This window comes from Gordonia sp. IEGM753 (assembly GCF_050321825.1).
Classification (GTDB): domain Bacteria; phylum Pseudomonadota; class Gammaproteobacteria; order Pseudomonadales; family Pseudomonadaceae; genus Aquipseudomonas.
Map to the genome: position 1 here is coordinate 62,862 of NZ_JBNQGB010000003.1, position 25,094 is coordinate 87,955.

The 25,094-nt window shown below is 58.0% G+C and carries 22 protein-coding genes; 10 read left to right on the plus strand and 12 right to left on the minus strand.

Going from position 1 to position 25,094, the window contains the following annotated elements; all coding sequences use genetic code 11:
- Positions 1 to 12: 12 nt before the first annotated feature.
- From ACQR3R_RS17240 to ACQR3R_RS17255, 4 genes are all read left to right on the plus strand, one after another.
- Positions 13 to 888, plus strand: coding sequence for an endonuclease/exonuclease/phosphatase family protein (locus ACQR3R_RS17240; protein WP_428273571.1), 876 nt, complete (start codon positions 13 to 15; stop codon positions 886 to 888).
- A complete protein-coding gene (locus ACQR3R_RS17245; RefSeq protein ID WP_428273573.1) occupies positions 889 to 2,943 on the plus strand; it encodes a diguanylate cyclase in 2,055 nt (684 codons plus the stop codon).
- Positions 2,944 to 3,067: 124 nt separating this feature from the next.
- Complete coding sequence (locus tag ACQR3R_RS17250) at positions 3,068 to 3,826, plus strand: N-acetylmuramoyl-L-alanine amidase (RefSeq protein WP_428273575.1); 759 nt, start codon at positions 3,068 to 3,070, stop codon at positions 3,824 to 3,826.
- 97 nt (positions 3,827 to 3,923) lie between these two features.
- Complete coding sequence (locus ACQR3R_RS17255; RefSeq protein ID WP_428273577.1) at positions 3,924 to 5,516, plus strand: EAL domain-containing protein; 1,593 nt, start codon at positions 3,924 to 3,926, stop codon at positions 5,514 to 5,516.
- Positions 5,517 to 5,523: 7 nt separating this feature from the next.
- Here the strand turns inward: ACQR3R_RS17255 and ACQR3R_RS17260 are convergent, their stop codons facing one another.
- Positions 5,524 to 7,302 (minus strand): KinB sensor domain-containing domain, encoded by a 1,779-nt coding sequence (locus tag ACQR3R_RS17260; RefSeq protein WP_428273579.1) that lies wholly within the window; start codon positions 7,300 to 7,302, stop codon positions 5,524 to 5,526.
- Positions 7,303 to 7,324: 22 nt separating this feature from the next.
- Positions 7,325 to 8,671 (minus strand): sigma-54-dependent response regulator transcription factor AlgB, encoded by a 1,347-nt coding sequence (gene algB, locus ACQR3R_RS17265; protein WP_428273581.1) that lies wholly within the window; start codon positions 8,669 to 8,671, stop codon positions 7,325 to 7,327.
- A gap of 437 nt (positions 8,672 to 9,108) precedes the next feature.
- On the opposite strand from algB, the gene ACQR3R_RS17270 reads away from it, so the two are divergent.
- The 5 genes from ACQR3R_RS17270 to ACQR3R_RS17290 all read left to right on the plus strand — a co-directional run bounded on the left by ACQR3R_RS17270 (position 9,109) and on the right by ACQR3R_RS17290 (position 13,609).
- Entirely contained in the window at positions 9,109 to 9,396 is a 288-nt protein-coding gene (locus tag ACQR3R_RS17270) for a hypothetical protein (RefSeq protein ID WP_428273583.1), read from the plus strand.
- 81 nt (positions 9,397 to 9,477) lie between these two features.
- Positions 9,478 to 9,642 (plus strand): DUF1328 domain-containing protein, encoded by a 165-nt coding sequence (locus ACQR3R_RS17275; protein WP_003177151.1) that lies wholly within the window; start codon positions 9,478 to 9,480, stop codon positions 9,640 to 9,642.
- Position 9,643: 1 nt separating this feature from the next.
- A complete protein-coding gene (locus tag ACQR3R_RS17280) occupies positions 9,644 to 10,108 on the plus strand; it encodes an Ivy family c-type lysozyme inhibitor (RefSeq protein WP_428273587.1) in 465 nt (154 codons plus the stop codon).
- 718 nt (positions 10,109 to 10,826) lie between these two features.
- Positions 10,827 to 12,158, plus strand: a complete 1,332-nt coding sequence (gltP, locus tag ACQR3R_RS17285; RefSeq protein ID WP_428273589.1) for a glutamate/aspartate:proton symporter GltP — start codon at positions 10,827 to 10,829, stop codon at positions 12,156 to 12,158.
- 221 nt (positions 12,159 to 12,379) lie between these two features.
- On the plus strand, positions 12,380 to 13,609 hold the full coding sequence (locus tag ACQR3R_RS17290; protein WP_428273591.1) for a nucleoside recognition domain-containing protein: 1,230 nt from the start codon (positions 12,380 to 12,382) through the stop codon (positions 13,607 to 13,609).
- Positions 13,610 to 13,771: 162 nt separating this feature from the next.
- Here ACQR3R_RS17290 and ACQR3R_RS17295 read toward each other — a convergent pair whose 3' ends face one another.
- The 9 genes from ACQR3R_RS17295 to ACQR3R_RS17335 all read right to left on the minus strand — a co-directional run bounded on the left by ACQR3R_RS17295 (position 13,772) and on the right by ACQR3R_RS17335 (position 23,896).
- Complete coding sequence (locus tag ACQR3R_RS17295; RefSeq protein WP_428273593.1) at positions 13,772 to 14,398, minus strand: ABC-type transport auxiliary lipoprotein family protein; 627 nt, start codon at positions 14,396 to 14,398, stop codon at positions 13,772 to 13,774.
- Positions 14,395 to 15,333, minus strand: coding sequence for an MlaD family protein (locus tag ACQR3R_RS17300; protein ID WP_428273595.1), 939 nt, complete (start codon positions 15,331 to 15,333; stop codon positions 14,395 to 14,397). Before ACQR3R_RS17300 ends, ACQR3R_RS17295 begins: the two co-directional genes overlap by 4 nt.
- Position 15,334: 1 nt before the next feature.
- Positions 15,335 to 16,138, minus strand: coding sequence for an ATP-binding cassette domain-containing protein (locus ACQR3R_RS17305; protein ID WP_428273597.1), 804 nt, complete (start codon positions 16,136 to 16,138; stop codon positions 15,335 to 15,337).
- Positions 16,135 to 17,283: an MlaE family lipid ABC transporter permease subunit gene (locus tag ACQR3R_RS17310; protein WP_428273599.1), complete on the minus strand. Its 1,149-nt coding sequence runs from the start codon at positions 17,281 to 17,283 to the stop codon at positions 16,135 to 16,137. The genes ACQR3R_RS17305 and ACQR3R_RS17310 overlap by 4 nt, the downstream gene beginning before the upstream one ends.
- Before the next feature lie 54 nt (positions 17,284 to 17,337).
- On the minus strand, positions 17,338 to 18,366 hold the full coding sequence (locus ACQR3R_RS17315) for a DUF5924 family protein (RefSeq protein ID WP_428273601.1): 1,029 nt from the start codon (positions 18,364 to 18,366) through the stop codon (positions 17,338 to 17,340).
- 63 nt (positions 18,367 to 18,429) lie between these two features.
- Positions 18,430 to 19,806 carry an insulinase family protein gene (locus ACQR3R_RS17320; protein ID WP_428273603.1) on the minus strand — a complete coding sequence of 459 codons (1,377 nt, stop codon included), beginning with the start codon at positions 19,804 to 19,806 and terminating at the stop codon, positions 18,430 to 18,432.
- A gap of 56 nt (positions 19,807 to 19,862) precedes the next feature.
- On the minus strand, positions 19,863 to 21,521 hold the full coding sequence (locus ACQR3R_RS17325; protein WP_428273605.1) for a sodium-dependent inorganic phosphate transporter: 1,659 nt from the start codon (positions 21,519 to 21,521) through the stop codon (positions 19,863 to 19,865).
- Between the two features lie 214 nt (positions 21,522 to 21,735).
- Entirely contained in the window at positions 21,736 to 22,503 is a 768-nt protein-coding gene (locus tag ACQR3R_RS17330; RefSeq protein ID WP_428273607.1) for a TerC family protein, read from the minus strand.
- An 85-nt stretch (positions 22,504 to 22,588) separates the two neighbouring features.
- On the minus strand, positions 22,589 to 23,896 hold the full coding sequence (locus ACQR3R_RS17335) for a citrate:proton symporter (protein ID WP_428273609.1): 1,308 nt from the start codon (positions 23,894 to 23,896) through the stop codon (positions 22,589 to 22,591).
- A 397-nt stretch (positions 23,897 to 24,293) separates the two neighbouring features.
- Between ACQR3R_RS17335 and ACQR3R_RS17340 the strand changes: the two genes are divergently transcribed.
- Positions 24,294 to 24,695 (plus strand): GFA family protein, encoded by a 402-nt coding sequence (locus ACQR3R_RS17340; RefSeq protein WP_428273611.1) that lies wholly within the window; start codon positions 24,294 to 24,296, stop codon positions 24,693 to 24,695.
- On the opposite strand, the gene ACQR3R_RS17345 is transcribed toward ACQR3R_RS17340, so the two are convergent.
- Positions 24,696 to 25,022, minus strand: a complete 327-nt coding sequence (locus ACQR3R_RS17345) for a DOPA 4,5-dioxygenase family protein (RefSeq protein WP_428273613.1) — start codon at positions 25,020 to 25,022, stop codon at positions 24,696 to 24,698.
- Between the last annotated feature and the right edge of the window lie 72 nt (positions 25,023 to 25,094).

Below are 25,094 nucleotides of genomic sequence, written 5' to 3' on the forward strand. Positions count from 1 at the left end.
CGCGGCCCTGCCATGCGCCGCTGGGGCACTGAACGCGTCGTCGGCCTGCATGATCCGCGGGTCAACGAACATCACCTGGAGACCACGGGCCTGCCCGCAGACAGTCGTCTGCGCTTGCTCAGCTTCAATATTCAGGTCGGCATCAGTACCGAGCGGTATCGGCACTATCTGACCCGGGGCTGGCAGCACTTGTTGCCGCACACCGGGCGTGCCGGCAATCTGCAGAAAATCGGCGACCTGTTGGGCGACTTTGATCTGGTCGCCCTGCAAGAAGCCGATGGCGGCAGCCTGCGCTCGGGCTACGTCAATCAGGTCGAACACCTGGCGCAACTCGGCGCATTTCCTTACTGGTATCAGCAGCTCAATCGCAATCTTGGCAAACTCGGCCAGCACAGCAACGGCGTGCTCAGCCGCCTGCGCCCGTGGGCGATTGAAGACCATCCGCTACCCGGGCCGAAAGGTCGCGGGGCGATACTGGTACGATTTGGCGAAGGCCCCGAAGCGCTGGTGGTAGTTATGATGCACCTGGCACTGGGCGCACGCACCCGCAGCATGCAATTGGCCTACATCCGCGAGTTGATTGGCGGCTACAAACATCAGGTACTGATGGGCGACATGAACACCCATGCCAGTGACTTGCTGCAAAACTCCCCGTTACGCGACTTGGGTTTGCTGGCGCCACAACTGGAAGCGACATTCCCTAGCTGGCGCCCGCAGCGCTGCCTGGACCATATTCTGCTCAGCCCGACCCTGACCCTGGAAAAGGTGCAGGTGCTGGCCCAACCGATTTCCGATCACCTGCCGGTCGCGGTAGAGATTCGTCTGCCGGGTTCGCTCACGGCTGATGCATTGCCCGCGTTGAGTCCTGCCCCCTCGCGGATCCCTTGAATGAGCGACGAAGCACAGCGCTGGAAAGAGAAGTACCTTAAAAGCATCGAACAGCAGGAAAAACTTGAACGTCGATGGGCCGCACGCCTCGACCTGCTGCGCCGTGGCCTGGTGCGCAGTACGTTGGCCGCCGAGGGCACCGACCGGGCTGTGGACGAGTGCATGAAGGAAATGCGCGACGTGGTGCGCACCGATGACATGGATGCTGGCCTCGCCGCCCTGCTCCCTCGATTGGAAAAAGCCGTACTCGACTCCGAGCAGCGCCGTGAAACCCGAGTCAACCAGACCAGCACTGCGCTGACCGCCCTGGTCACCCAGTTGCAGACATTACCGCTGCCGCGCGAAGTCAGCCGTCCGCTGAAGAATTTCGCCAAACAACTCGATGCGCGAGTCGGCCAGGCGCGCGAGATGCCGTTGCTGTTGAGCGAGCTCAGCAACTTGCAAGGCAAAGCCCTGAGCCAAATGGAAAACCCGGCAGAAGCCGAACGGCCAGGCTTGCTGCAACGGTTGTTTGGTAATCGGGAGTCGGAGGAAGCGGCCACTCAGGCTGCGCCCGCTCCTGCTCCTGCAGCGCCAGCAGCAGCACCCGCACCCGCACCAGCCACCCAGATTCCGGTTCAACAGCCTGTGGAAGCGCAATCAGCGCTAGCGCCACCCACCGAAACAGCGCCCGCAGTCGCACAACCTTCACCTGTCGCCGAGCCGCCGCAGCCTCAATCGATAGACGAGCCAACCGCGTTAGCGATTGAGCCTGCCGTTGTCACGTTTGTACCACCGGTGCATGAACCGCCGCACGTGAACGCGTCGTCACTTGAAATTGAGCCGCCAGCGGACATCGAACCCGCCGCCTCCGAAGCGCCGCCGGTTATCAATCCCGACGAGCTGACCAAACCGATGCTGCTGGACAGCCTGCCGTTGCCAGCGCCCATGGCCCAGGCCTTGGCAGCCATTGATCCGGAGCAGCCCGAGCAAGACATTCTCTATGCCCTGCCGGACTCACCGGAGCCCTCCTACAGCTCGGTAGCCAAACACATCGAGGACACACTGCTTGGGTTGCTCGACGACCTGACACTGCCCGAACGCCATCGCCCGCAAGCCGAGGCGATGCGTGATCGTCTGCAAAATGGTTTGAATTGGTACGAGTTAATTCCGATCCTCGATGATCTGGCGACTTTAATGCTGGCGATAACAGACAGCGGCCAGCATGAATTCGAGGCGTATCTGCAGCGCCTAAACGAGCGGCTCGAATCGTTCCAGAGCAACCTGCAAGCCGCCAGCGAGGGCCATGCCGACAGTCGATCTGCTGCCCGCGAGATGGACACGCAAATCCGTGAGCAAGTCGATGGCTTGCAAAGCAGCATGCAAGAAGCCGCCGACCTGGACGACTTGAAGGCTGTTCTGGAAAACCACCTCGAAGGCTTGCTGGGCACCATGGACCAACACCAGAAGCAGCGTGACGAGCGCGAACAAGAAGTGGCGACGCGCCTGCAGGGACTGGCCGAGCGGGTTGCGCACATGGAGCAGGAAGCTGCGGGCTTTCGCGAGCACCTCGAAGAACAACGCCAAAAAGCGTTGGTCGATCCATTGACGGGCCTGCCTAATCGGGCGGCATGGAGCGAACGCCTGGAGGCCGAAGTCGCCGAATGGCAGCAGCATGGCAATACCTTGTTGCTGGCCATGCTCGATCTCGATCACTTCAAACGCATCAACGACAACTACGGGCATTTGGCCGGCGACAAGGTGCTGAAAATCATCGCCAACGTGCTCCGCAAGCGGCTACGCGGTACCGACTTCATCGCCCGGTTTGGCGGTGAGGAATTTGTACTGTTGATGCCGGCTACTTTGCCTGCGGTCGGCGTAAAGTTGCTGAACACGATGCGCGCGGCGATTGAGGCGTGCCCTTTTCACTTTAAAGGCGAGCCGGTCACCATCACTATTTCCATGGGCCTGACCGCGTTCAAACCCGGTGAACACAGTGACTTGGTTCTCAAAAGAGCCGATCAGGCGCTATACCGAGCTAAAAATGCCGGACGCAACCGGGTGGAGCTGGGCTAAAGCGCAATTGTTCGATTTTGTTTAAAACCTCGTCGTTGCCTTCCGCATGCCGGGCAGTACGTTACACTGTTGCATTACTGCCTAGCGTGTATTGCCCCCAACCATGAAATATTTTGCGTTTATCGTGTCACTGCTACTGTTGGCCGGTTGTGCCAGCGGCCCCCGGTTCGACACCAGTCACCCTTCAGCCAATCACGACAGCCGCGTGCAATTCGTGGTGGTGCATTACACCTCGGCATCGCTTGAACGCTCGTTACAATTGCTGACCCATGGCGAGGTCAGCAGCCATTACCTGATCGGCGACGACAAAGGTGCCACCATCTACAAACTAGTGGATGAAAACCTGCGGGCCTGGCACGCAGGCGAAAGCGAATGGCAAGGTCGAACCTGGTTGAACTCCAGTTCCATCGGCATCGAAATCGTTAATCCAGGTTTTAAAGACACTCCCACCGGGCGACTTTGGTATCCCTACAGCGAAGCGCAGGTTCAATCGCTGATCGTTCTGCTCAAAGACATCAGCAAGCGCTACGCAATCAACCCCAGCAACATCATTGGTCATAGCGATATCGCGCCACTGCGCAAGCTCGATCCCGGGCCGCTGTTCCCGTGGAAACGCTTGGCGGCTGAGGGACTGGGAGTCTGGCCAAATGAACAGGTCGTGATGCGCCACCAAGCCCAATATGAAGCGCAACTGCCCAGTATCAGTTGGTTTCAGGAACAATTGGCCCACCTCGGTTACGCCACCCCGCAAACCGGCGAACTGGACGTAGCCACGCGTCACGTCATGGCCGCATTCCAAATGCACTTCCGGCCAGCGCGCTTCGATGGCACACCAGACGCGCAAAGCGCTGCGCTGCTGCAAGTACTCAATCAGACAAAATAATGACGCCCGCCCGACGGTCCGCGCTTTTTCTCAATCAGCAGCTATAACTCATTGGTAATTCTTCGGATATTCCAATATGCCTGCTGCTCGAGAGAGATTGCGTAGTTGGTTTTATCGCCCATGGTTCCTGGCGATGCTGGCGGCTGTTTTAAGCGCGACACTGATGATGGCCGGCAGCCTTTTCGTGGCCGTTCATCAAGTTGAGCAAAACGAAAGCCTGGAAATGAACGCCCAGGGAGCGCGCTTTCTCGCTCGCCTCGAACAACTCTTTGGGCAACTGCGTGAAAGTCTCGACGATCTGGAAGCCCAGCCACTCAGAGGCTGCGATGAAGGAATGATTGCAGCCTTGCAACAGGTGACTTTCGATTACCGCTTCGTTTATGAAGCGGCCTACATGGACGGCTCACGTATTTGCTCTAACCGCCCCCGGCAGGAAGGCTTGTCGGTGATAAGGCCCCCGGACATCAAAGGTCCCACTTACAGCTATTGGCTGAATACCACTACCGAACCTGACGAAAATCGTGCTGCGCTGATGCTCGGGCGCGGTAATTTTCGAGTGGCGACGTCTCGCGGCCATTTGACTGACATGGTCGACCTGCCTCCGGGAAGCAGTTTGCTGGTGATCCTCGACCACGGCGCGCGTGCAATCCCGGTGCTGGGGGCGTATCAGGTCTGGCCGCCCTCCGAACCATGGCCGGCAAAAAGCACAGGAGCCCTGCAAGTCACGCAAAATCGCCTGATTTACCGAATGCCAACCAATAACCCCGAATATCAACTGGTGCTGACCAGCCCGCGCACGGTGATGAGCGTGCCGGCGGTCTGGTGGTGGTTATTGCCGGCGAGTCTCGCGGTGGGTGCGTTTGTGGGTTTTCTGGTGTTCCTGCTGGTGCGCCAGCGCCAATCGCTGGACGCCGAACTTCAGGGCGCCATACGCCGGGGCGAACTCCAGGTGCTGTACCAGCCGATCTTCGACCTGCAAAGCCGTCACTGTGTCGGCGCTGAAGCCTTGCTGCGCTGGCGCCGTCCTGACGGCACGCTGACCAGTCCTGACCTGTTTATTCCGATGGCCGAAAATACCGGCCAGATCCGTCAGATGACCGATTTCGTACTGCAACGCCTGCTGGAACAGCTCGGTCAATTGCTGCGCGCCAATCCGCAGTTGTATATCTCGGTCAACCTTGCCGCGTGCGACGTCATGGTGCCGCGTATCGGCCAGGTCATGGCGCGTTTGCTGACCTTGCACCGCGTTGCAGCGAAGCAAATTGCCTTCGAGGTGACCGAAAGGGGCTTGATCGATGTAGAGGTCGCCCGGGAAAACCTGCAAGCCTTGCGGGATGTCGGTCACCAAGTGCTGATAGATGACTTCGGGACAGGCTATTGCAGTCTCGCCTACCTGCAAACCCTGCCCGTGGACTGTTTGAAAATCGACAAGGCGTTCATCGATGCGTTAGGCCATGACGCCGCCAGCAGTGGCGTGGCGCCGCACATCATTCATATGGCGCAGGCCCTGCAGCTGAAGGTGATTGCAGAAGGCATTGAACATGAATCCCAAGCCGCGTTCTTGAGCAGCGAAGGCGTCAGGTTTGGTCAAGGCTGGCTGTTTGCCCACGCGTTGAGCGCGGTGCAGTTCATAGAACTGATTACCCGTGGCCGCAGGCTCGCCGGCCGACGCCTGGATGACGAAGCGTGAAAGAACTTCAGACACCCAGCGCCATATAGAACTGCGTACCCTGCCCCGGCCTCGAATAAACACCCATCCGTCCGCCGTGCAATTGCACGATCTCCTTGCACAAAGCCAAGCCGAGACCGGCGCCACCCTTTTTCCGCCCGACCTGTACAAAGGGTTCGAATATCCTTCCCTGTTGGCCGTAAGCGATGCCCTCGCCGTTGTCCTCGACGCTGATGATCACGCGCTCGCCATGGCGCCGGGCCTGCAAGCGAATCTGACCCTGAGGCGCGGTGTGGCGCAGCGCATTGTCGATCAGGTTGTCGAGCACCCGTTCCAGCTGCACCTGGTCCGCTTGCAACCAAGGTAAAGGCCCTTGCACTTCCACCAACAGATCAACGCCCATCTCGGCCGCAGTGTCAGCAAATCGAGCACGGGACTGCTCCAGCAAATCTTCGATGGAGCACGGTGCCAGAGTGAGTTTCTGCAGGCCATTCTGATAGCGGGAGAAGTTCAGCAGGTCGTTGATCAATTGCATCAAGCGCTGCATTTCTTCATTAACCGTGTCGAGCAGATCGGCTTCACGCGAATCTTCGGCGAAATGCGCGCGCTCGCGGAACAGGCCGAACGCCATGTGCATACCCGTCACCGGCGTTCGTAGCTCATGCGAAGCTCGCAGTACGAACTCACTACGCACCCTCTCGAACGCACGCTGCTCGGTCACATCGTGCAGCACCATGACCGCGCCCAGAATATGGCCCTGGGTGTGGCTGACCGGCGTCAAGCTGTAAGTCAGCAGCCGTGATTCGCCATCCACTTCAATGCTCAGGTCTTCCGGCGCCCGCTCCAGCGTGCCGCCGCGAAGTACCAACTGCAGCTGTTCATCCAGCTCGGGACGCTCAAGCGCTGCGCCCAGTCCCAAGCCCAGTTGATCGGTGTCCCAACCCAGTTGACGCTGCGCCACAGGGTTAAGGTGTTCGAGATGCCCTTGGCGGTCGATCATCAACAAGCCGTCATCAATGCTGTCGAGTACCGCCTGCAACCGCTGTTGGCCGGCGAGTAACTCATCGACATTGGTCGCCTGATGTTCGCGCAATGCTTCGGCCATGATCCCGAAACGCTTGGTCAGTTGATTCATTTCCACCGCCGATGAAATCGGCAATGTCACCTCAAAATTACCTTGGCCAATATTGTCCGCCGCTTGGGCCAGCGCCTCGATCGGCGCGCCAAAGCGTCTGGCTATCGCATGGGCCGTGATGAAACCGATGATCAGCACCGCCAAACCGACGAACCCGAGCAAGCCTGCGATCAACAATGCCCGGTCGCGAGACTCCCGTTCGGTTTCATTGATGTTGTCCAGTGCGCGTTTGTGCTCGGAGATCAAACCATTGCGCAGCGCGTTGAATTTTTCGGTCAGTTCTTCATTGCCGTCCAGCACGTGCGCCGGGTCACGCGATTGGTCGTAGGCCTCGAGGAAGCTCAGGTAATCGGCTTTTGCCTGTTTGAACCCGTACTGCGAGCCATCGCTTGCTTGCTCGTGAGCGATACCGTCTTCGAGCAAATCGAAATAGTGCTGTCTGGAGGCCTCGAATGCGGCGTGATCGGGCTTCTCACTGAGCATAATGATCAGTTGATCGCCGAGTGTCTGGCGCAACTTCAAACCCAGATCGAGCGTGGCGAAATTGTTGCGAACCAGGGTTTCCTGAGTACCGGCCATTTGCATCACGCTGACCAGCCCAAGTAACAGGCCCAACAGCGCAACGGTAATAAGTGCCGAAATGCTCAGGAATAGCCGGGTTCGCAACTTCATCGCGAGTTTCATCGCGCGCGGCTCACAGGTTGTACTGCTTGCGTTTGCGGTACAGGGTGGAAGCATCAATACCCAACGTCTTGGCGGCTTGATCAAGCGTGTCGGCAGTGGCGAGTACCGCACCGATGTGCGCTTTTTCCAACTCATCCAGACTCAATGCCGCACCGATTCGGGGAGCGTTGTTAACCGGCGTCTCGGCCATGCCCAAGTGGCTGATCTCGACTCGTTCTTGTGGGCAAATGATGCTCGCCCGCTCGACGACGTTGCGCAGCTCTCGAATATTGCCCGGCCAGCGATAACTGAGCAGCGCTTCGCGCGCCTCGTCGCTGAAACCTCGCGCGGGACGTGCGTACTCTTTAACGAAGCGCGCCAAAAAGCGATCCGCCAGGTTAAGGATGTCTTCGCGGCGTTCGCGCAAGGGCGGCAGGTGCAAGGTGATGACATTCAGGCGATACAACAGGTCTTCACGGAAACGCCCGTCGCGCACCATGTCTTCCAGATTGAGGTTGGTGGCCGCGAGAATTCGTACATCCGCGCGCCGGGTGACCGGGTCGCCGACACGCTCGTACTCCTTATCCTGGATGAAACGCAATAACTTTGGCTGCAACGTGAGGGGAAAATCGCCGATTTCGTCGAGAAACAGCGTACCGCCATCCGCTTGGTTGACCCGCCCCAATGTACTTTCGCTGGCGCCGGTGAACGCACCACGGCTATGGCCGAAGAGCTCGCTTTCCATCAGCTCTGCGGTCAATGACGGGCAATTGATGGTCACGCAGGATTTTTTAGCGCGTTTGCTCCACCCGTGAATGGCTTGCGATAACTCACCTTTACCGGTGCCCGATTCACCCAGAATCAAGATATTGGCGTCGGTGCCAGCCACCTGACGTGCGGTTTCCAGCACCACTTTCATGGCTGGGCTGTGAGAGTCCAGGCCATCCTTGGGTTTACGAATCTCGCCTTCCAGCGCCTCAAGCCGCGCAGACAGTTGCCGCACTTCTAGCTGTTTCGCCGTGGCCAAGCGCAATTGGTCAGGGCTGCAAGGTTTGACCAGGTAATCAGCGGCGCCTGCCTGAATCGCATCAACTGCGGTGTCTACTGCGGAATGAGCAGTGACAATCACCACCCGCATCCACGGTGCCTGAATGCGCATCTGCGCCAGGACATCGAGCCCATTGTCCTCGCCGAGGCGCAAATCCAGGAAGCACAAATCGAAAACCTGGCGCTGCAGCAAAGCGTCTGCCTGGGCCGCGCTATTCGCGGTGGCGACGCTGTAGCCTTCGTCTTCGAGGCAATAACGAAAGGTTCGCAGGATGGCAGATTCGTCGTCCACCAGCAGAATGCGGCCTTGTTGCTCAGTGGCTGATTCCATTTTCCTACGCTCCTTAATGAATGATCTTGGTTAGTCCCGAAAAAATCGGGCAAGTTGCATGGTTGATTCTGATCCATTACAGCCTCAGCAGGGTAGCCCTGAACTCAATCCGTGGCTAATCAGCTGATTTATAAGATTTTTTAAAAAAAACGCTGTTTTAGGCGGTTATCTGCCTTCCTTTCTGACACCCGCGCCCTCCTCTCAATTCAAAAATTCTGAAAGTTACTACGAACATATCGTGCATTACGCACGACCCTAAAAGGCCCATCGTGCAGGATGCGTCCACATTGATTTTTTGTTACTTAATAAGTCATTGATTTATAACGATTTTATATCTTCAAAAAGCTGGCATGCAGGCTGCAATAGTCTAGGTAATCAGGGCAATCAACACATGAGCCCACCAACAAGATCACCACCAAAGTGGGAGGAGTTTCCGGATGAATCGCCAACGTGCCGCCCAATTGCGCATCTCTCCACTGCACATCCAGCAAGGCCTGTTTGCTGTTTTGGCGCTGTTGATCACCTTGATCGGCGGCCAACAGTTTCAGCGCTGGGAGCAGAGCCAGCAGCAGGAAGCGCCACGTCTTTCGATTGAACACCGGACGCAAACCCACTTCAGCGCTGTCAGCAACAATCAAGCTGAGGGCGCTGCCATGCGCATGATGGATGTCGATCAGGCTCAGCCTGTTGACGACATGCCACGTCAAGAGCGCTGGATTTTTTAAACATACGAACTTGGCGCGTTGCATGTGCCGGGAAAAGCACCACAAGCAGAACCTCTAAATAGAAGCGTAAGGAGAATCACCATGTTGAGCTGGGCAATCACATTCTTGATCATTGCCATCATCGCTGCGGTATTGGGCTTCGGTGGTATCGCGGGCACCGCCACGGGTATCGCCAAGATTCTCTTTGTCGTGTTCCTGGTGATGTTTATCGCTTCGTTCTTCTTTGGCCGTCGCGGCCGAGGCTGACATGAGCGTTTCGTTAAAAACACTGGCAGCCGCCCTTCTTCTGGGCGGCAGTGCCATGGTGATGGCGGCCAATGATGGCCAGGCGCGGGTCAACGATTTACTGAACACTGACCCGCAATACCGTGACACCTGGCAAGGCGTTGTGAAGAAAGAAGAACGCCTGCCGGAATGGGTCATGAACTTGTCCGGCGATGCCGAACAAATGAATGCCGTTGAAGAGGATGGTGATAAGTACCTTGTCGGGCCGCTCTGCGAATCGCAGGCAACGTGCCTCAACAAGCGACTGATTGTTGCCGTCAGCTTCGACAAAAAAGATGCTTATGCCATGTTGGTTGAAGTCCCTGAGGGGCTACCGGCCGACAAGTCGCCGACGCGACATGCCACTTACCGCTTCCTCGGTAAGCCGGACCAAGGCATGCAGAACCTGTTGATGGAACAACTGAAAAAAGATCCAAACTGGTACTGAGTTCGAAACAAGAAAGATGCATCAATGCTTCTTTCCGATGCGCTACCCGATGAAGGTAGTCGCATGACCACGGGGTCGGGACGTTCTGCCTGTTTCAGGGGCGGAGTGACCTACGGGCACATGGAGTGCCTGCGAAAGGGCCGGGTCAGGTAGTAAAGCTGCGACGCAGGTTCGCCGGTCATTTATGGGTCGTCGTTCCTGCGGAGAGCTTATTGCGCGCAACGCGTTGAAATATAAAGAACCCTCTCCATTCGCTCGCCCTGCCTCCCTTCCCTCGAAACCTCAGACGAATAATCTTTTTCGGGTTGTTTCCGGTGACCGTACATCGAGAAAAATCGATCGAATTTCGCCGCGATTTCATGTCCTGCACCGAGCAATTTTTCTCAAAAACAGCCCTTCTTCGAATGATCAAAAAACATCCAATCTGCCCGGAGATGGCCGGTTCACGGCACTTATGACTGCCGAAATGGCGTATTCGAACCGGTTGGGACGCTAGTTTCATTAAAAAAAGCTCATGCCGATTCGGCATAGGGTAGGCGTTTACGGCATTAGACGTCGCCTTCTTGCATCGGAATAGTTGCGCCTTTTTTCGCCTGCCAGAGAGCCGAAATCACGCGCTCCGGGGCTCCTTATACGGAGGCAGATGCACAAGACTTTTTCGCCACAAGCGTTCCAGTTCCTGCATCTGCCTGAGTCAAACGCAAGTAAGGGTAAAGATATGAAGAAGGCAAAGCTCAGCCTCGCCTGGCAGATCCTGATCGGTCTGGTATTGGGGATTGCAATCGGTGCGCTGCTCAACCACTTCAGTGCGGAAAAAGCCTGGTGGATCAGTAACGTCCTGCAACCGGCAGGCGATATCTTTATCCGTCTGATCAAGATGATTGTGATCCCGATCGTGATCTCTTCGTTGATCGTCGGTATCGCAGGTGTCGGTGACGCGAAGAAGTTGGGGCGAATCGGCCTGAAGACCATTCTTTACTTCGAAGTCGTCACCACCATTGCCATTGTTGTCGGGCTGGTATTGGCCAACGTTTTCCATCCGGGCGTCGGCATCGACATGAGTACCCTCGGCACGGTGGATATTTCCAAGTACCAGGCAACTGCTGCCGAGGTTCAGCATGAACACGCGTTCATCGAAACCATCCTCAACCTGATCCCGTCGAACATCTTCGCGGCCATGGCTCGCGGCGAAATGCTGCCGATCATCTTCTTCTCGGTGCTGTTCGGTCTCGGTTTGTCGAGCCTGAAGCCAGAATTGCGCGAACCGCTGGTCACGATGTTCCAGGGCGTTTCGGAAAGCATGTTCAAGGTCACTCACATGATCATGAACTACGCCCCGATCGGTGTATTCGCGCTGATCGCGGTCACCGTCGCCAACTTCGGCTTTGCTTCGCTGATCCCGCTGGCCAAACTGGTGATCCTGGTTTACTTCGCCATCGCCTTCTTCGCTTTTGTGGTGCTGGGCCTGATCGCTCGCCTGTTCGGCTTCTCGGTATTGAAGCTGATGCGCATCTTCAAGGATGAGTTGGTACTGGCTTACTCCACCGCCAGCTCCGAAACCGTGCTGCCGCGTGTCATCGAGAAGATGGAAGCCTATGGCGCACCGAAAGCCATTTGCAGCTTTGTGGTGCCAACCGGCTACTCGTTCAACCTCGATGGTTCGACGCTGTATCAAAGCATCGCGGCCATCTTCATCGCCCAGTTGTACGGCATCGATCTGTCGATCAGCCAGCAATTGCTGCTGGTTCTGACGCTGATGGTCACCTCCAAAGGTATCGCCGGTGTGCCGGGCGTTTCCTTTGTGGTGCTGCTGGCTACCTTGGGCAGCGTCGGTATTCCACTGGAAGGCCTGGCGTTTATCGCAGGCGTCGACCGCATCATGGACATGGCGCGCACAGCTCTCAACGTGATCGGCAACGCGCTGGCGGTATTGGTCATCTCGCGTTGGGAAGGCATGTACGACGACGCCAAGGGCGAGCGCTACTGGAATTCGCTGCCGCACTGGCGCAGCAAGGAAAAACTGCCGGCCGGCGAGATTTCCCGCAACTGATAGCTGGCCCCTGTGGGGACCGGCTCTTATGTGGGAGCCAGCCTGCTGGCGATAGCGGGGTATCAACAGCAGAGATGTTGAAGTGCCGGCCTTATCGCCAGCAGGCTGGCTCCCACAGTGAACCGTGCCAGCCGTTACAAAACAAACCCCGGAGAAATCCGGGGTTTGTCGTTTCTGGCGACCCCGCTATCATTCGCCGCATTCTTCGGGGGATTTAACTGATGCTTAATGGCCTGTGGCTCGGCTTCTTCATCGTAGCGGCCGTATCGGCGCTGGCGCAGTGGCTGATCGGCGGTAACGCCGGGATTTTCGCAGCGATGGTGGAAAGCATTTTCGCCATGGCCAAGTTGTCGGTCGAAGTCATGGTGCTGCTGTTCGGCACACTCACGCTTTGGCTCGGCTTTTTGCGGATCGCGGAAAAGGCCGGCATCGTCGACTGGTTGGCCAAGGCCCTTGGGCCGTTGTTCTTGCGGCTGATGCCGGAAGTTCCGGCGGGTCACCCGGCGATCGGCCTGATCACGCTCAACTTCGCCGCCAACGGCCTGGGTCTGGACAATGCCGCGACGCCCATCGGCCTGAAAGCCATGAAAGCGTTGCAAGAACTCAACCCCAGCAAAACCATTGCCAGCAACGCTCAGATTCTGTTCCTGGTGCTCAACGCGTCATCGCTGACCCTGTTGCCGGTAACGATCTTCATGTACCGCGCCCAACAAGGCGCGCCGGACCCGACATTAGTGTTCCTGCCGATTTTGCTGGCGACCAGTTGCTCGACCCTGGTTGGCCTGCTGTCAGTGGCATTCATGCAGCGTCTGCGCCTGTGGGACCCAGTGGTGCTTGCGTACCTGATTCCGGGTGCCTTGGTGCTCGCAGGCTTCATGGCGCTGCTGGCAACCCTCTCGGCGACAGCGCTGGCCGGGTTGTCTTCGATCCTCGGCAACCTGACGCTGTTTGGCCTGATCATGCTGTTTCTGATCATCGGCGCGCTGCGCAAAGTGAAAGTCTACGAGGCGTTCATCGAGGGCGCCAAGGAAGGCTTTGATGTGGCCAAAAACCTGTTGCCGTATCTGGTGGCCATGCTGTGCGCGGTGGGTGTTCTGAGAGCCTCCGGCGCGTTGGACTTCGGCCTGGACGGTATTCGCCATCTGGTGGAGTGGGCGGGGTGGGACACCCGATTTGTCGATGCCTTGCCGACCGCGATGGTCAAACCATTTTCTGGCAGCGCTGCCCGGGCGATGCTGATTGAAACCATGAAAACCTCCGGCGTCGACAGCTTCCCGGCGCTGGTTGCCGCGACGATTCAGGGCAGTACCGAAACGACCTTCTATGTGCTGGCGGTGTATTTCGGTGCGGTGGGAATCCAGCGCGCAAGGCATGCGGTGGGGTGTGCATTGTTGGCGGAGTTTGCCGGTGTCGTGGCCGCAATCGGCGTCTGTTACTGGTTTTTCGGATAACCACAAACCCCGTGTGGTGAGGGGATTCATCCCCGTTGGGCTGCGTAGCAGCCCAAAAGCTGCAACCGAGGTGTAGCAGATACACCGCGTGTGCTGGGTTTACGACTGCTGCGCAGCCGAACGGGGATAAATCCCCTCACCACACAGCATTTTATGCTGGCCTCAAGGCCTTGGTGGCGGGGCGAATTTCTGGCCTTGCTCGACGGCCCAGTTCACGACCTGCGCCGTCAACTGATCACTGGCCTGACCAAAACCTGCCACCACCGCAGGCACCTTCACATCGCTCAACGGTTGGCGTACCTCAAAGCGTCTGCTGGCGAGAAGTCGCTGGTCATAACCACGCACCAGCAATGCGTCCATTCGCACGATCACGCTCGCCGTCGTGCCTTGGTATTGCGTCTGGAACGCCTGCAGGCTTCCGCCCAACTCCAGGTCTGCCTGGAAATTGCTGTCGTCAGTGCTCAACAATGTCACCCGGCCATCGCGCTGAAAACCATCGAGCAGGCGATTACGCACCAGCACGGGCGCCGGGTCGGTCCAGCGCGAGGCGGCGTAGCTGCTAAGCAGGTCACCCTGAGGAATGACCGCAATTTTCGGGCTATTCAGGGCTTCGCTGGCCTGAAGTTTGGTCAGTCTCAGCGACCAGCGTTGCGGCGCGCCGTGGCTCGCCGATTCGCTGCTTTGGGCTGAAGGCAACCGATACACATCAGATGGCTCGGCCTTGGGCAGAATCGAGCATGAACTGCTCAACGCGAAGCTGGCGAGGAGGGCGACATTGGTCAGCTTCATGGCGTGAACTCCTTGTTCTTGTCATTGCCCAGCAGATAACCGCTGGGATTGGCTTCCAGGCGCTGGGAAATCGCCCGCAACGAGGTCAGCGTTTCGCGCAATTCACGCACCGCCGGCGCGAGGCCGTTCAGGCCTTGCATACCGCTGTTGAGCGAATCCTGATTATTGGTGAGCAACGTGTTGATGGTTGCGCTGCTCTGTTCAAGCGACTTCATGGCCCGCTCGGCACTGCCCAATGCCTGCTTGCCCTGATCACTGAGCAAGCCGTTGGCATTGCGCATCAACGTGGCGGTCTGTTCCAGGGTCGCCGACGCTTGTTTACCGATGGCGGAAAGTTGTTGCATGGCTTGATGGATATCGCCGCGTTGATCGTCGATGGTGGCGGTGGTTTGCTCCAGATGCTCAAGCGTTTTGCTGACGCGCGCTACGTTTTCGGTGGAAAACATCTGGTTGGCGTTCTGCATCAGCGTGTTCACGCCGGCCATCAAGTCGTTGCTGTCGTTCAACAAACGGGCGATGGGCGAGGGCGATGCAACGATGGTCGGTAACTCGCCATCCTTCCCCTTCAACTTGGGGCTTTGCGGTGTGCCGCCGCTGAGTTGAATGATCGACGTACCAGTGATCCCGGTCAGCGCCAGTTTGGCTTGCGTGTCTTCCTTGATCGGCGTTTCGCCGCCTAGGCGAATGCGCGCCAGCACCCGCCGAGGGTCTTTGGGGTCCAGGCGCAAACTCACCACGTCGCCGACCTTGATGCCGCTGTACTGCACGGAGCTACCCTTGGACAAACCGCTGACGGCCTCGTTGAAGACGATCTCGTAATCCTTGAACTCGGAGTCGACACTGGACTTGGCCAGCCACAGGCCGAAGAGCAGGGCGCCTGCCACCACAATCACGGTGAACAGGCCGATCAACACATGATGGGCTCGGGTTTCCATGTCAGACCTCGTTGAGCTGTTTAGCGGCGGTCAGCGCCGCGCGGCCACGAGGGCCATGGAAGTATTCGTGAATCCAGGCGTCGTCGGTTTCCGAAACCTTGTCGATGGCGTCTGCCACCAGCACTTTCTTCTGCGCCAGCACCGCCACGCGGTCGGTGATGGTGTAGAGCGTATCGAGGTCGTGGGTCACCAGAAACACACTCAAACCCAAGGCGTCGCGCAGGGTCAGAATCAACTGGTCGAACGCCGCCGCACCAATCGGATCGAGACCGGCCGTGGGTTCGTCGAGAAACAGGATGTCCGGGTCCAGCGCCAACGCCCGGGCCAATGCCGCTCGCTTGATCATGCCGCCGGACAGCGAAGCAGGGTATTTGTCTGCCGCCGACAGTGGCAGCCCGGCCAACGCCAACTTCACCGCCGCCAAATGTTCCGCGTCGTTACGGCTCAGGCCGGCGTGCTCTATCAACGGCAGGGCGACGTTTTCGGTCACCGTCATCGAAGAGAACAGGGCGCCACGCTGGAACAACACGCCAAAGCGCCGCTCGACCATCGAGCGTTCGTGTTCGGGCAAGCTCGGCAGGTTTTTACCGAAGACCTTCACCACCCCTTCGGTCGGTTGGCGCAGGCCGATGATGCTGCGCAGCAAGACCGATTTACCGCTGCCAGAGCCGCCGACCACGGCAAGGATTTCGCCTTTGTACAAGTCCAGGTCAAGGTTCTCATGCACGCTCTGTTGGCCAAAGCGATTGCACAGCCCACGCACTTCGATCACCGCCTCGGAGGGCGCTCGGGGTAAACGACTCACCAGCCCATCTCCATGAAAAACAGTGCGGCCACGGCGTCGAGTACGATCACCACGAATATCGATTGCACCACGCTCGACGTGGTGTGAGCGCCTACCGATTCGGCGCTGCCGCTGACTTTGAAGCCTTCGAGACAACCAATGGCCGCGATCAGGAAGGCGAAGATCGGCGCTTTGACCATGCCCACTAAAAAGTGCTGGACGCCAATGTCCGACTGCAGCAAAGACAGGAACATCGCTGGCGAAATACCCAGCGATATGGCGCACACCACACCGCCGCCAATGATTCCCGACAGCATCGCCAGAAACGTCAGCATGGGCAGCGCTACCAACAGCGCCAGCACTCGCGGCACAACCAGCAGCTCTATGGGGTCGAGGCCCAAGGTGCGGATAGCGTCGATTTCTTCATTGGCTTTCATCGAGCCGATTTGCGCCGTGAACGCACTGGCAGTACGCCCGGCCATCAGGATCGCGGTCAGCAGCACACCGAATTCGCGCAGGAATGAGAACGCCACCAGGTCCACGGTGAAAATGCTTGCGCCAAAACTCGCCAGCACCGTCGCGCCCAGGAACGCCACCACAGCGCCCACCAGAAACGTCAGCAGGGCGACAATGGGCGCCGCGTCGAGGCCAGTCTGCTCGATGTGCGCGACCATTGGCGTCAGGCGCCAGCGCTTGGGCCGAAACAGGCCGCGAGCGATGGTTTCAAGAATCAGGCCGACGAAACCCAGCAGTTGCAGGGTGTCTTGCCACACCGTATCCACTGCTCGGCCGATGCGATCCAGCAACTGAATGCCGACGCTGACTTGCGGTTCCTTGATCGGGATGCAGAAGTCGGTCAACGAGCGGTAAACGGTTTGCAGCAGCGCACGATCAGCGGGAGACAACGTGCAGTCCGGGTGCTCGGCAGATCGCCCCAATCGCTCCGAACCCAGTAACTCGACCAGCAGCGACGCACCGGCGGTGTCGAGCGCGCCGAGACCGTTAAGGTCGATGTGAGTGCTGTCGGTGTATTGGCCGCGAAGATTTTCGCTGAGGTGCTTCAGGTCAGCATAATGGGCAAGCGTCCAGTCACCCGTAACCCGCAGTTGGGCGGGGGAGTGAGAGGCGTCTAACTGGGCATTGCCGGCCATACTGCTGCGGGTCATAAGCTCCATGCTTGCTTGGCTACTACGCATAAGTACGTAATAGCACGAACCGCATTACTTTTCTTTGGTCGGTGCGCTGTCGGTAATTTTGAAGCGCAGCACTCCGATCAACTGGCCGTCTTCGGTCAACACCCGGACTTGCCAGTCACCCGCGGGATTACCCGGAAAGTTCTGCTTGTGAGTCCAGGCACGATAGCCTTCCTTGCGCCCGCCATGAATATCCAGCGCAATGCGGTCGACCTCTTTGCCGTTGAACTGCCACACGTGGTAAATCCGTTCATCGAGACCGCGTGGCGCGTTGATTGCAGTGTAGGCGTACAGCCCGCCGCCGCGAATCTGATCAGCGCTGACTTCTTCAAGGCTGTCGCCGGGCGTGCGGTCCTGCATTTGGGTGCTGATCGCCACATCGGTCATCCACAGCGTTGCCGGCGGCACCCACGAGCGCAAGACCCAACCGACGCCGCCGATGCCCACGGTAATCGTCAAAATCGCCAAGGCATTGCGCAACGTGCGAATCGGGAAAATCGATGCAAGGCTGGGAAACGACAACACCACGGAAATGCCCAACGCCCATTTGAAGCTCTGCGATGTGGTCAGGTGCATGATGACCGGCAGCGCCGTCAGCAACGCCGCGAACAGCGTCAGCGTGTGCAACGCCAGGAACGCCCATCGGCGGGGCGCCAGCCATTTGTAGTAAAGCGGATCGGTGATGGAAATCAGCGCCGCGACCCCCAGCATCCCGGTGAAAAACAGTTGGCCACTGTTCCATGTGGTGGTGATGAAAAAGAACGGCAGGACGAAAAACAGACTTTCCTGGTGGATCATCTGCGTGGCGTAACGCAGCAGCGGCTGAGGAATTTCGCGTTTGAAGATTTTGGTGAAAAGCTGCGTCAGGCTGTTTTCCAACATCAGCCAGATCCAGCTGATCAGCATGATGATGGTGATCCAGGTCGCCAGCCCTTGCTGGCGATCGACCAGAATGAAACTGCCGACCCCGGAGATGAATCCGCCGAGCGCAATGACCCCCGGATAGCGCTTCATCAATTCCAGGATGCGCTGGACATACAGGGTCAGGTTAGGCATTCGGCAGTTCACAATAGTCGTCGGAAAAATCCCCGACAGGTTACGCCCTCAACACCCGGATTGTTAGCGCCTGCGATGAACGCGCCAGGCCAACAGGGCCAGCAGCATCAGGCCCAGAATCCCGGCAATCGCCCACAACAACTGATCGTAATTCATCAGCGGTTTTTCGATGCGCAGGTAACCGGGCTGCAGCAGCAACTCGCGCATGGCTTTGTTCGCTTCTTCAATGGTCACACCCTGCAGCTCTTTTGCCGGGTCAGCGAAACGGCCGTCCTGGAAGTCACCGAGTGCGCTCCAGTAGTAATCGGCCAACGCACTGTTGCCTTGCACCGCCCAGGCCTGACGGGAAATGGCGGCTTGTTTGAGGCGATTGAAGGTGTCGGGGTCGAGACCGTTCTTCAGCAGATCGGCTTTCAAGGTCTCCAGCACGCGCTCGGCCTCAGCCACATCGTCGCGTTCAAGGTCGGCATTCAGGCTCATGAAGCCTACGCCGCCAAACACCTCGCGCTCAGCCGAAGGCCCGTAGGACAAACTGTGAGCCAGGCGCAACTGGCGATAGAGCGCCCAGTCCAGATAGTCCTTGAGCAGGTCGAAGGCTTCGTCGGGTACTTCGTCCAGCATCGGCTCCGGTACCAGCCAATGCAATTTCGCGCTGCCGCCGACAAACCCATGAATCAGGCTGCGCTCATGGGCGGCCGTGGCGTTTATTTCCGGCAGCGGTAAATGATCGGTAGGGTCAACAGCTTCAAGCGCACCCCAGGCCCGTTCCAGGTACGCCGGCAGTAAACGGTCGAGATCGCCCACCACGATCAACGTCATGTTGTTGGGCGCGTACCAGGCGTTGCGCACGGTCTGCAATTGCTCTCGGGTCAGGTGATCGACCTCAGCCCGCTCGGAACATTTCAGGCCCAGTTCGACGGCCAACTGGCTGCTCGCCGTGTGGCCCAGGTCTTGACGGTCCATCCAGCGCTGCAGGTGCGAATAATGGCCACCGTCCTCGCGCTCCACCACTTCCTTGGCGGCATTGATGGCGTTGTCGTCGAATTGTGTCTGGGTCAACAACGCCAACAGCAGATCCAGCACTTTGCGCTGGTTTTTTGCCGGAGCTTCGATGACGAAAGTGGTATCGGCATTGCTGGTGTAGGCGTTCCATTCGCCGCCCAGCGCTTGCATGCGTTCTTCCAGTCCGCCTTCACCCGTGGTGTCGATACCACTGAACAGCAAGTGTTCAAGCAGGTGCGGCAGCTCTTTGTCGGCGCAGGTGAAATCATCCAGGCCCACGCCAACCACCAGCCGAATGGCCACGTGCCCACGCTCAGTGCCTGGTTTGAGCAACAACTGCAGGCCATTGGGCAGCGTGTAGCCCTCGACCTGATAGCGGTCCAGGGCAAACGAGGGGAACGATCCAAGCAACGCCAAAGCGAACAACAGACAACGCATAACGAGTTTCCATACGGCTTGCGCAAGTTCAACAGACTTCAGACAACAGTGGACGTTCAGGGTGAATGAGTAATGTCGACCAAATCGTCGGTCGCCAGTGCGCCCGTTTCTGACGTTTCAAGCACCACGTAAGCGCTGCTGCAAAACAGCGAATTCAGGCGTTTCATGTCTGCGATCAATTCCAGGTGCAACGAACTGGTTTCGATACTTTGCACGATTTTACGTTGCAATCGGCTGACATGCGCATGGGCCAGGCGGCGTTCCTGTGCGCGAAAGCGACGTTTCTCGCGCAGCAATTGACGAGCGCTCTCCGGATCGGCGCTCAAAAATACCGACAGGCCAAGGCGCAAGTTTGAAATCAACTGGCCGTGCAACCCTGCCAACTCTTCCAGGCCAACATCGGAAAACGAACGGCGCTGCGAGGTTTTCTGCTGCTGAACCTTACGCAGCATGCGTTCGATGAGGTCGCTGGCAAGTTTGAGGTTGATCGCCAACTCGATGATTTCTGCCCAGCGCCGGCTGTCCTGATCGCTGAGGTCTTCGCGCGGCATTTGCGCCAGGTACAACTTGATGGCGCTGTAGAGCGCTTCGACATCGTCGGTCAGGCGACGCATTTCCTGAGTGACGGCGGTTTGTTTGCCGTGCAGCACATCCAGCATCGCCTCGAGCATGTTGTCGATCAGGTCGCCCATACGCAGGGTTTCCCGCGCGGCATTGGCCAACGCGAGGCTGGGTGTAACCAGCGCGGTCGGGTCAAGATGCCGCGGCTTGGCGGTGCCGTTGATTTCCGGCCGCTCCGGCAACAGCCACGCGCAAAGTTTGGCCATCGGTCCGACACTCGGCAACAGGATCAGGCAACGCGCAGTGTTGTAGAGCAGGTGGAAGCCGATGACCATTTCCTGAGAGCTGAAATTGAGGCTGTCGATCCAGTTCACCAGTGGGTCGAGCACCGGGATGATCAGCAGCAGGCCGATGAGTTTGTACAACAAGCTGCCGAGTGCCACTTGGCGCCCAGCGGCGTTCTGCATGCTGGTGCTGAGAAACGCCAGTACACCGCTGCCGATATTGGCACCGATCACCAGGCCAATCGCCACCGGCAGGCTGATGACCCCGGCGCCGGCCAGGGTGGCCGTCAGCAGCACGGCCGCCAGGCTGGAGTAGGAAATCATCGCGAACAACGCGCCGACCAGAGCATCGAGCAAGATGTCGCCGGTCAGCGACGCGAAAATAACTTTCACGCCTTGGGCCTGGGTAATCGGTGCCGCCGATTCAACAATCAGTTGCAGCGCCAGAATGATCAGCCCCAAACCGATGCTGACCCGGCCCATTTGCCCCAGCCGGGTTTGCTTGCGCGACAGAAAGAAGATCACCCCGAGGAAAATCAACAAGGGTGAAAGCCACGACAAGTCGAACGTCAGCACCCGTGCCATCAGCGCAGTACCGACGTCGGCACCCAGCATGGTCGCCAGCGCCGGTGTCAGCGCCATCAGGCCCTGACCGACAAATGAGGTGACGAGCATTGCGGTGGCGTTACTGCTTTGCACCATCGCCGTCACGACGATTCCGGAAATGAAGGCCAGCCAGCGCTTGGACATGTTCTGGCCAATGACATGGCGCAGGTTAGAGCCGTATACCCGCAGGATGCCGGTTCGTACGATGTGCGTGCCCCAGATCAACAAGGTCACGGCAGATAACAAATTGAGCAGGGTGAGCATTCGGGCCCCCTGTGGTGGTAGCGCCCCAAAGGGGCAAGTTGACGGTGCCGCGCGACGTTCTACGTTCTGTACTTAAGCTTGTAGTTTGCTAACGGTCCAGGCGCCAGCATCGCATAGCTAAAGAAGTGTTTGAAACAAAACTGTCATAAAAACAGCTTGATGCAAATGTGAAAAAGGGGCCCGAGGGCCCCTTTCAGGTTGCGCGGTGTTCGGGTTATTGACCCGGAACGTCCTTGCGCAGTTTCACCGGGTCTTGCTGTTTTTTCTTTTTCGCCAGCGTTGTGCGCAACTTGATGTTGATCGCTTCAACCGCCAGCGAGAACGCCATGGCGAAGTAAACGTAGCCTTTTGGCACGTGAACGCCGAAGGATTCCGCGATCAGTACGGTACCGACCACCAGCAGGAACGCCAGGGCGAGCATTTTCAGCGACGGGTGCTTGTCGATGAATTCGCTGATCTTGCCAGCGGCCAACATCATCACCAGCACGGCGACGACAATCGCTGCGACCATAACCGGTACATGGGAAACCATGCCGACCGCAGTAATCACCGAATCCAGCGAGAACACGATGTCGATAATCGCGATCTGGATAATGGTGTAGAGAAACTTCCCGCCCTTGCCGCCTGGCTCTTCGTTGGTTTCGTCTTCACCTTCCAGCGCGTGGTACATCTCTTGCGAGCTCTTCCACAACAGGAACAGACCGCCGAAGAACAGAATCAGGTCCCGACCGGAAATACCCTGGCCGAATACCACGAACAAGTCGGCGGTAAGGCGCATGACCCACGTGATCGACAGCAGCAACAGAATCCGCGTGATCATCGCCAATGCGAGGCCGAATATCCGGGTACGCGCCTGCATGTGCTTGGGCATGCGGCTGACCAGGATCGAAATCATGATGATGTTATCGATACCCAGGACGATTTCGAGGGCGGTCAGGGTAAAGAAGGCAACCCAGATTTCAGGGTTGGTCAGCCATTCCATGTGTATTCCTTTGAGGATGCGTTAAACCACGAAGGGCCCAGGATTCGAGCAGCGAAGCCTGGACCCGTCATGGTGAGTCTTGGGCTTATAGAGTGCTGTACAGCGGAAAAATCCCCATCAGCAATGCTGCAACCAATATGCACATGCACACCAGCACGGCCCATTTGAGGGTGAAACGCTGGTGGTCACCAAATTCGATGCCTGCCAGCGCCACCAACAAATAGGTCGATGGTACCAGCGGGCTCAGCAAGTGGACGGGCTGACCGACGATCGAGGCACGTGCCATTTCAACCGCGGTTATACCGTAATGACTGGCTGCTTCGGCAAGTACTGGTAACACGCCGTAATAAAATGCGTCATTCGACATGAAAAATGTGAACGGCATGCTAACCAGCGCGGTGATAACGGCGAGGTAAGGGCCCAGAAATTCTGGAATCACCGCCAACAAGCTTTTCGACATGGCGTCGACCATGCCCGTGCCCGAAAGGATACCGGTGAAAATACCTGCCGCGAAGATCAGCCCGACCACTGCCAATACGCTGCCAGCGTGCGCCGCCACGCGGTCTTTTTGCATTTGCAGGCAAGGGTAATTGACGATCATCGCAATACTGAAAGCCACCATGAACAGCACCGGCAACGGCAACAGGCCGGCGATCAGGGTGCACATCAAGCCCAGTGTCAGAGCGCCGTTGAACCAGATCAGCTTAGGACGACGGGCATCCGGGAACTGCGAAACACTGATTTCGCTGTGATCGATTTCATCGCCCGCCAAGTGCAGTTCACCCAGACGCGCACGCTCGCGCTTACCGTAGAAGTAAGCGATCGCCAGGATTGCCACCACGCCAGCCAGCATCGCTGGAATCATCGGCACGAAAATATCGGACGGGTCCACATGCAGCGCACTGGCTGCACGCGCTGTCGGGCCGCCCCACGGGGTCATGTTCATCACCCCGCCGGCAAGAATGATCAGGCCGGCCATGATTCGCGGGCTCATGCCGATACGGCTGTAGAGCGGCAGCATGGCGGCCACGCAGATCATATAAGTGGTCGCGCCGTCCCCATCAAGGGAAACGACGAGCGCCAGTACGGCGGTGCCGACCGAAACTTTCAGCGGATCGCCCTTGACCAGTTTGAGGATCTTGCGCACGGCAGGGTCAAACAGGCCGGAGTCGATCATCAGGGCGAAGTACAGAATGGCAAACATCAGCATCACGCCGGTCGGCGCAAGTTTGGTGATGCCTTCGAGCATCATCGGACCAATCTTCGGCGCAAAACCACCGAACAGGGCAAAGACGATTGGAATGATGATCAGGGCGATCAGCGCGGACAGGCGCTTGGTCATGATCAGGAACATGAACGTGATGACCATGGCAAAGCCAAGGAAAGTCAGCATAGGAATACTCCAGGCGTAGCGCGGCTAGGGAATGGGCGAACCGGGTGAGGTCAGCGCAGAACGGCAAGCACGAGGCGTACGGGCGGAGTGACAGCGAGGCGGCGGGTAGCAGAGGACATCAGGATCACCATTGTTGTTGTTAAATGGGCCGTGCAAGCGATAAAACACTGGCATTGGCCAACCGGTCTGTTGCCGGGAGTGGGGCGATCCTAATGGCGAAAGCTTTCAGCCAGCTTTCGCTGATGAAAGCATTGAGTGCAATGGGTAACCGGTCGTCGGACCGCGTCGCGGCTTCCGCGAGCAGGCTCGTTCGCACAACGCTTCCTCAATGACCGCGTATGTGTGGGGCGAGCCTGCTCGCGATGGCATCGGTAAGGACCTGTCTGGAGGAAATAACATGGGCAAAATTCACACCGGCGGATGCCATTGCGGACATCTGCGCTATCAATTCAGCGGCGCTTTGCACGACATCGCCCATTGTCATTGTTCTATTTGCCGACGAGTCAGCGGCGGCATCGTCACCACATGGATTACCGTACCAACAGCGGCTTTTCAGTGGCTGGCCGGGCCACCATCGCAGTACGAATCATCAACAACGTGCGTGCGATATTTCTGCCCGACGTGTGGGGCGCAAGTTGCCTTGGTGACACGGCTCAGCCCGCAGAGCATCGACGTCACCATTGCCACGCTCGATCATCCGGAGCAAGCGCAGGCCGAGCGGCATATCTGGACTGACAGCCGTTTACCCTGGTTGCATCTGGATGAGCAGTTGCCCGAAGAAACCGAAGAAACACTTTGATCAAAAAATAGACACATCTAGCGGCCGGACCGCGCCCATCCAGATCGCATGCTCAGTGTGGTCGAGCAAATCATCTCCGGTGTCGGGGTGAAGGAACACCACCAGGCCCGCGCGATTGAGCGCCAGCCACGGCAACACGTCGCCGATGTACTGAGGCTCAAAAGCCAGTTGGCAACTCCAGTCCGGGTGCGGACCCACCGGCCGCTGGTGAACGCGGCCCATCTTCAATGGAAATAACTGCGCCGCCTGCTCACACAACGCACGCGCCTGATCAAGGGTGCTGGCGTCGAAATAGACATGGGCGTGGTAGCCCTTGATCTGTTGCATATCAAACCCTCTGAAACCCAGTCGAACCCTCACCGTTTGCCACAGGTCACACGCCATATACGTCGAAAACAA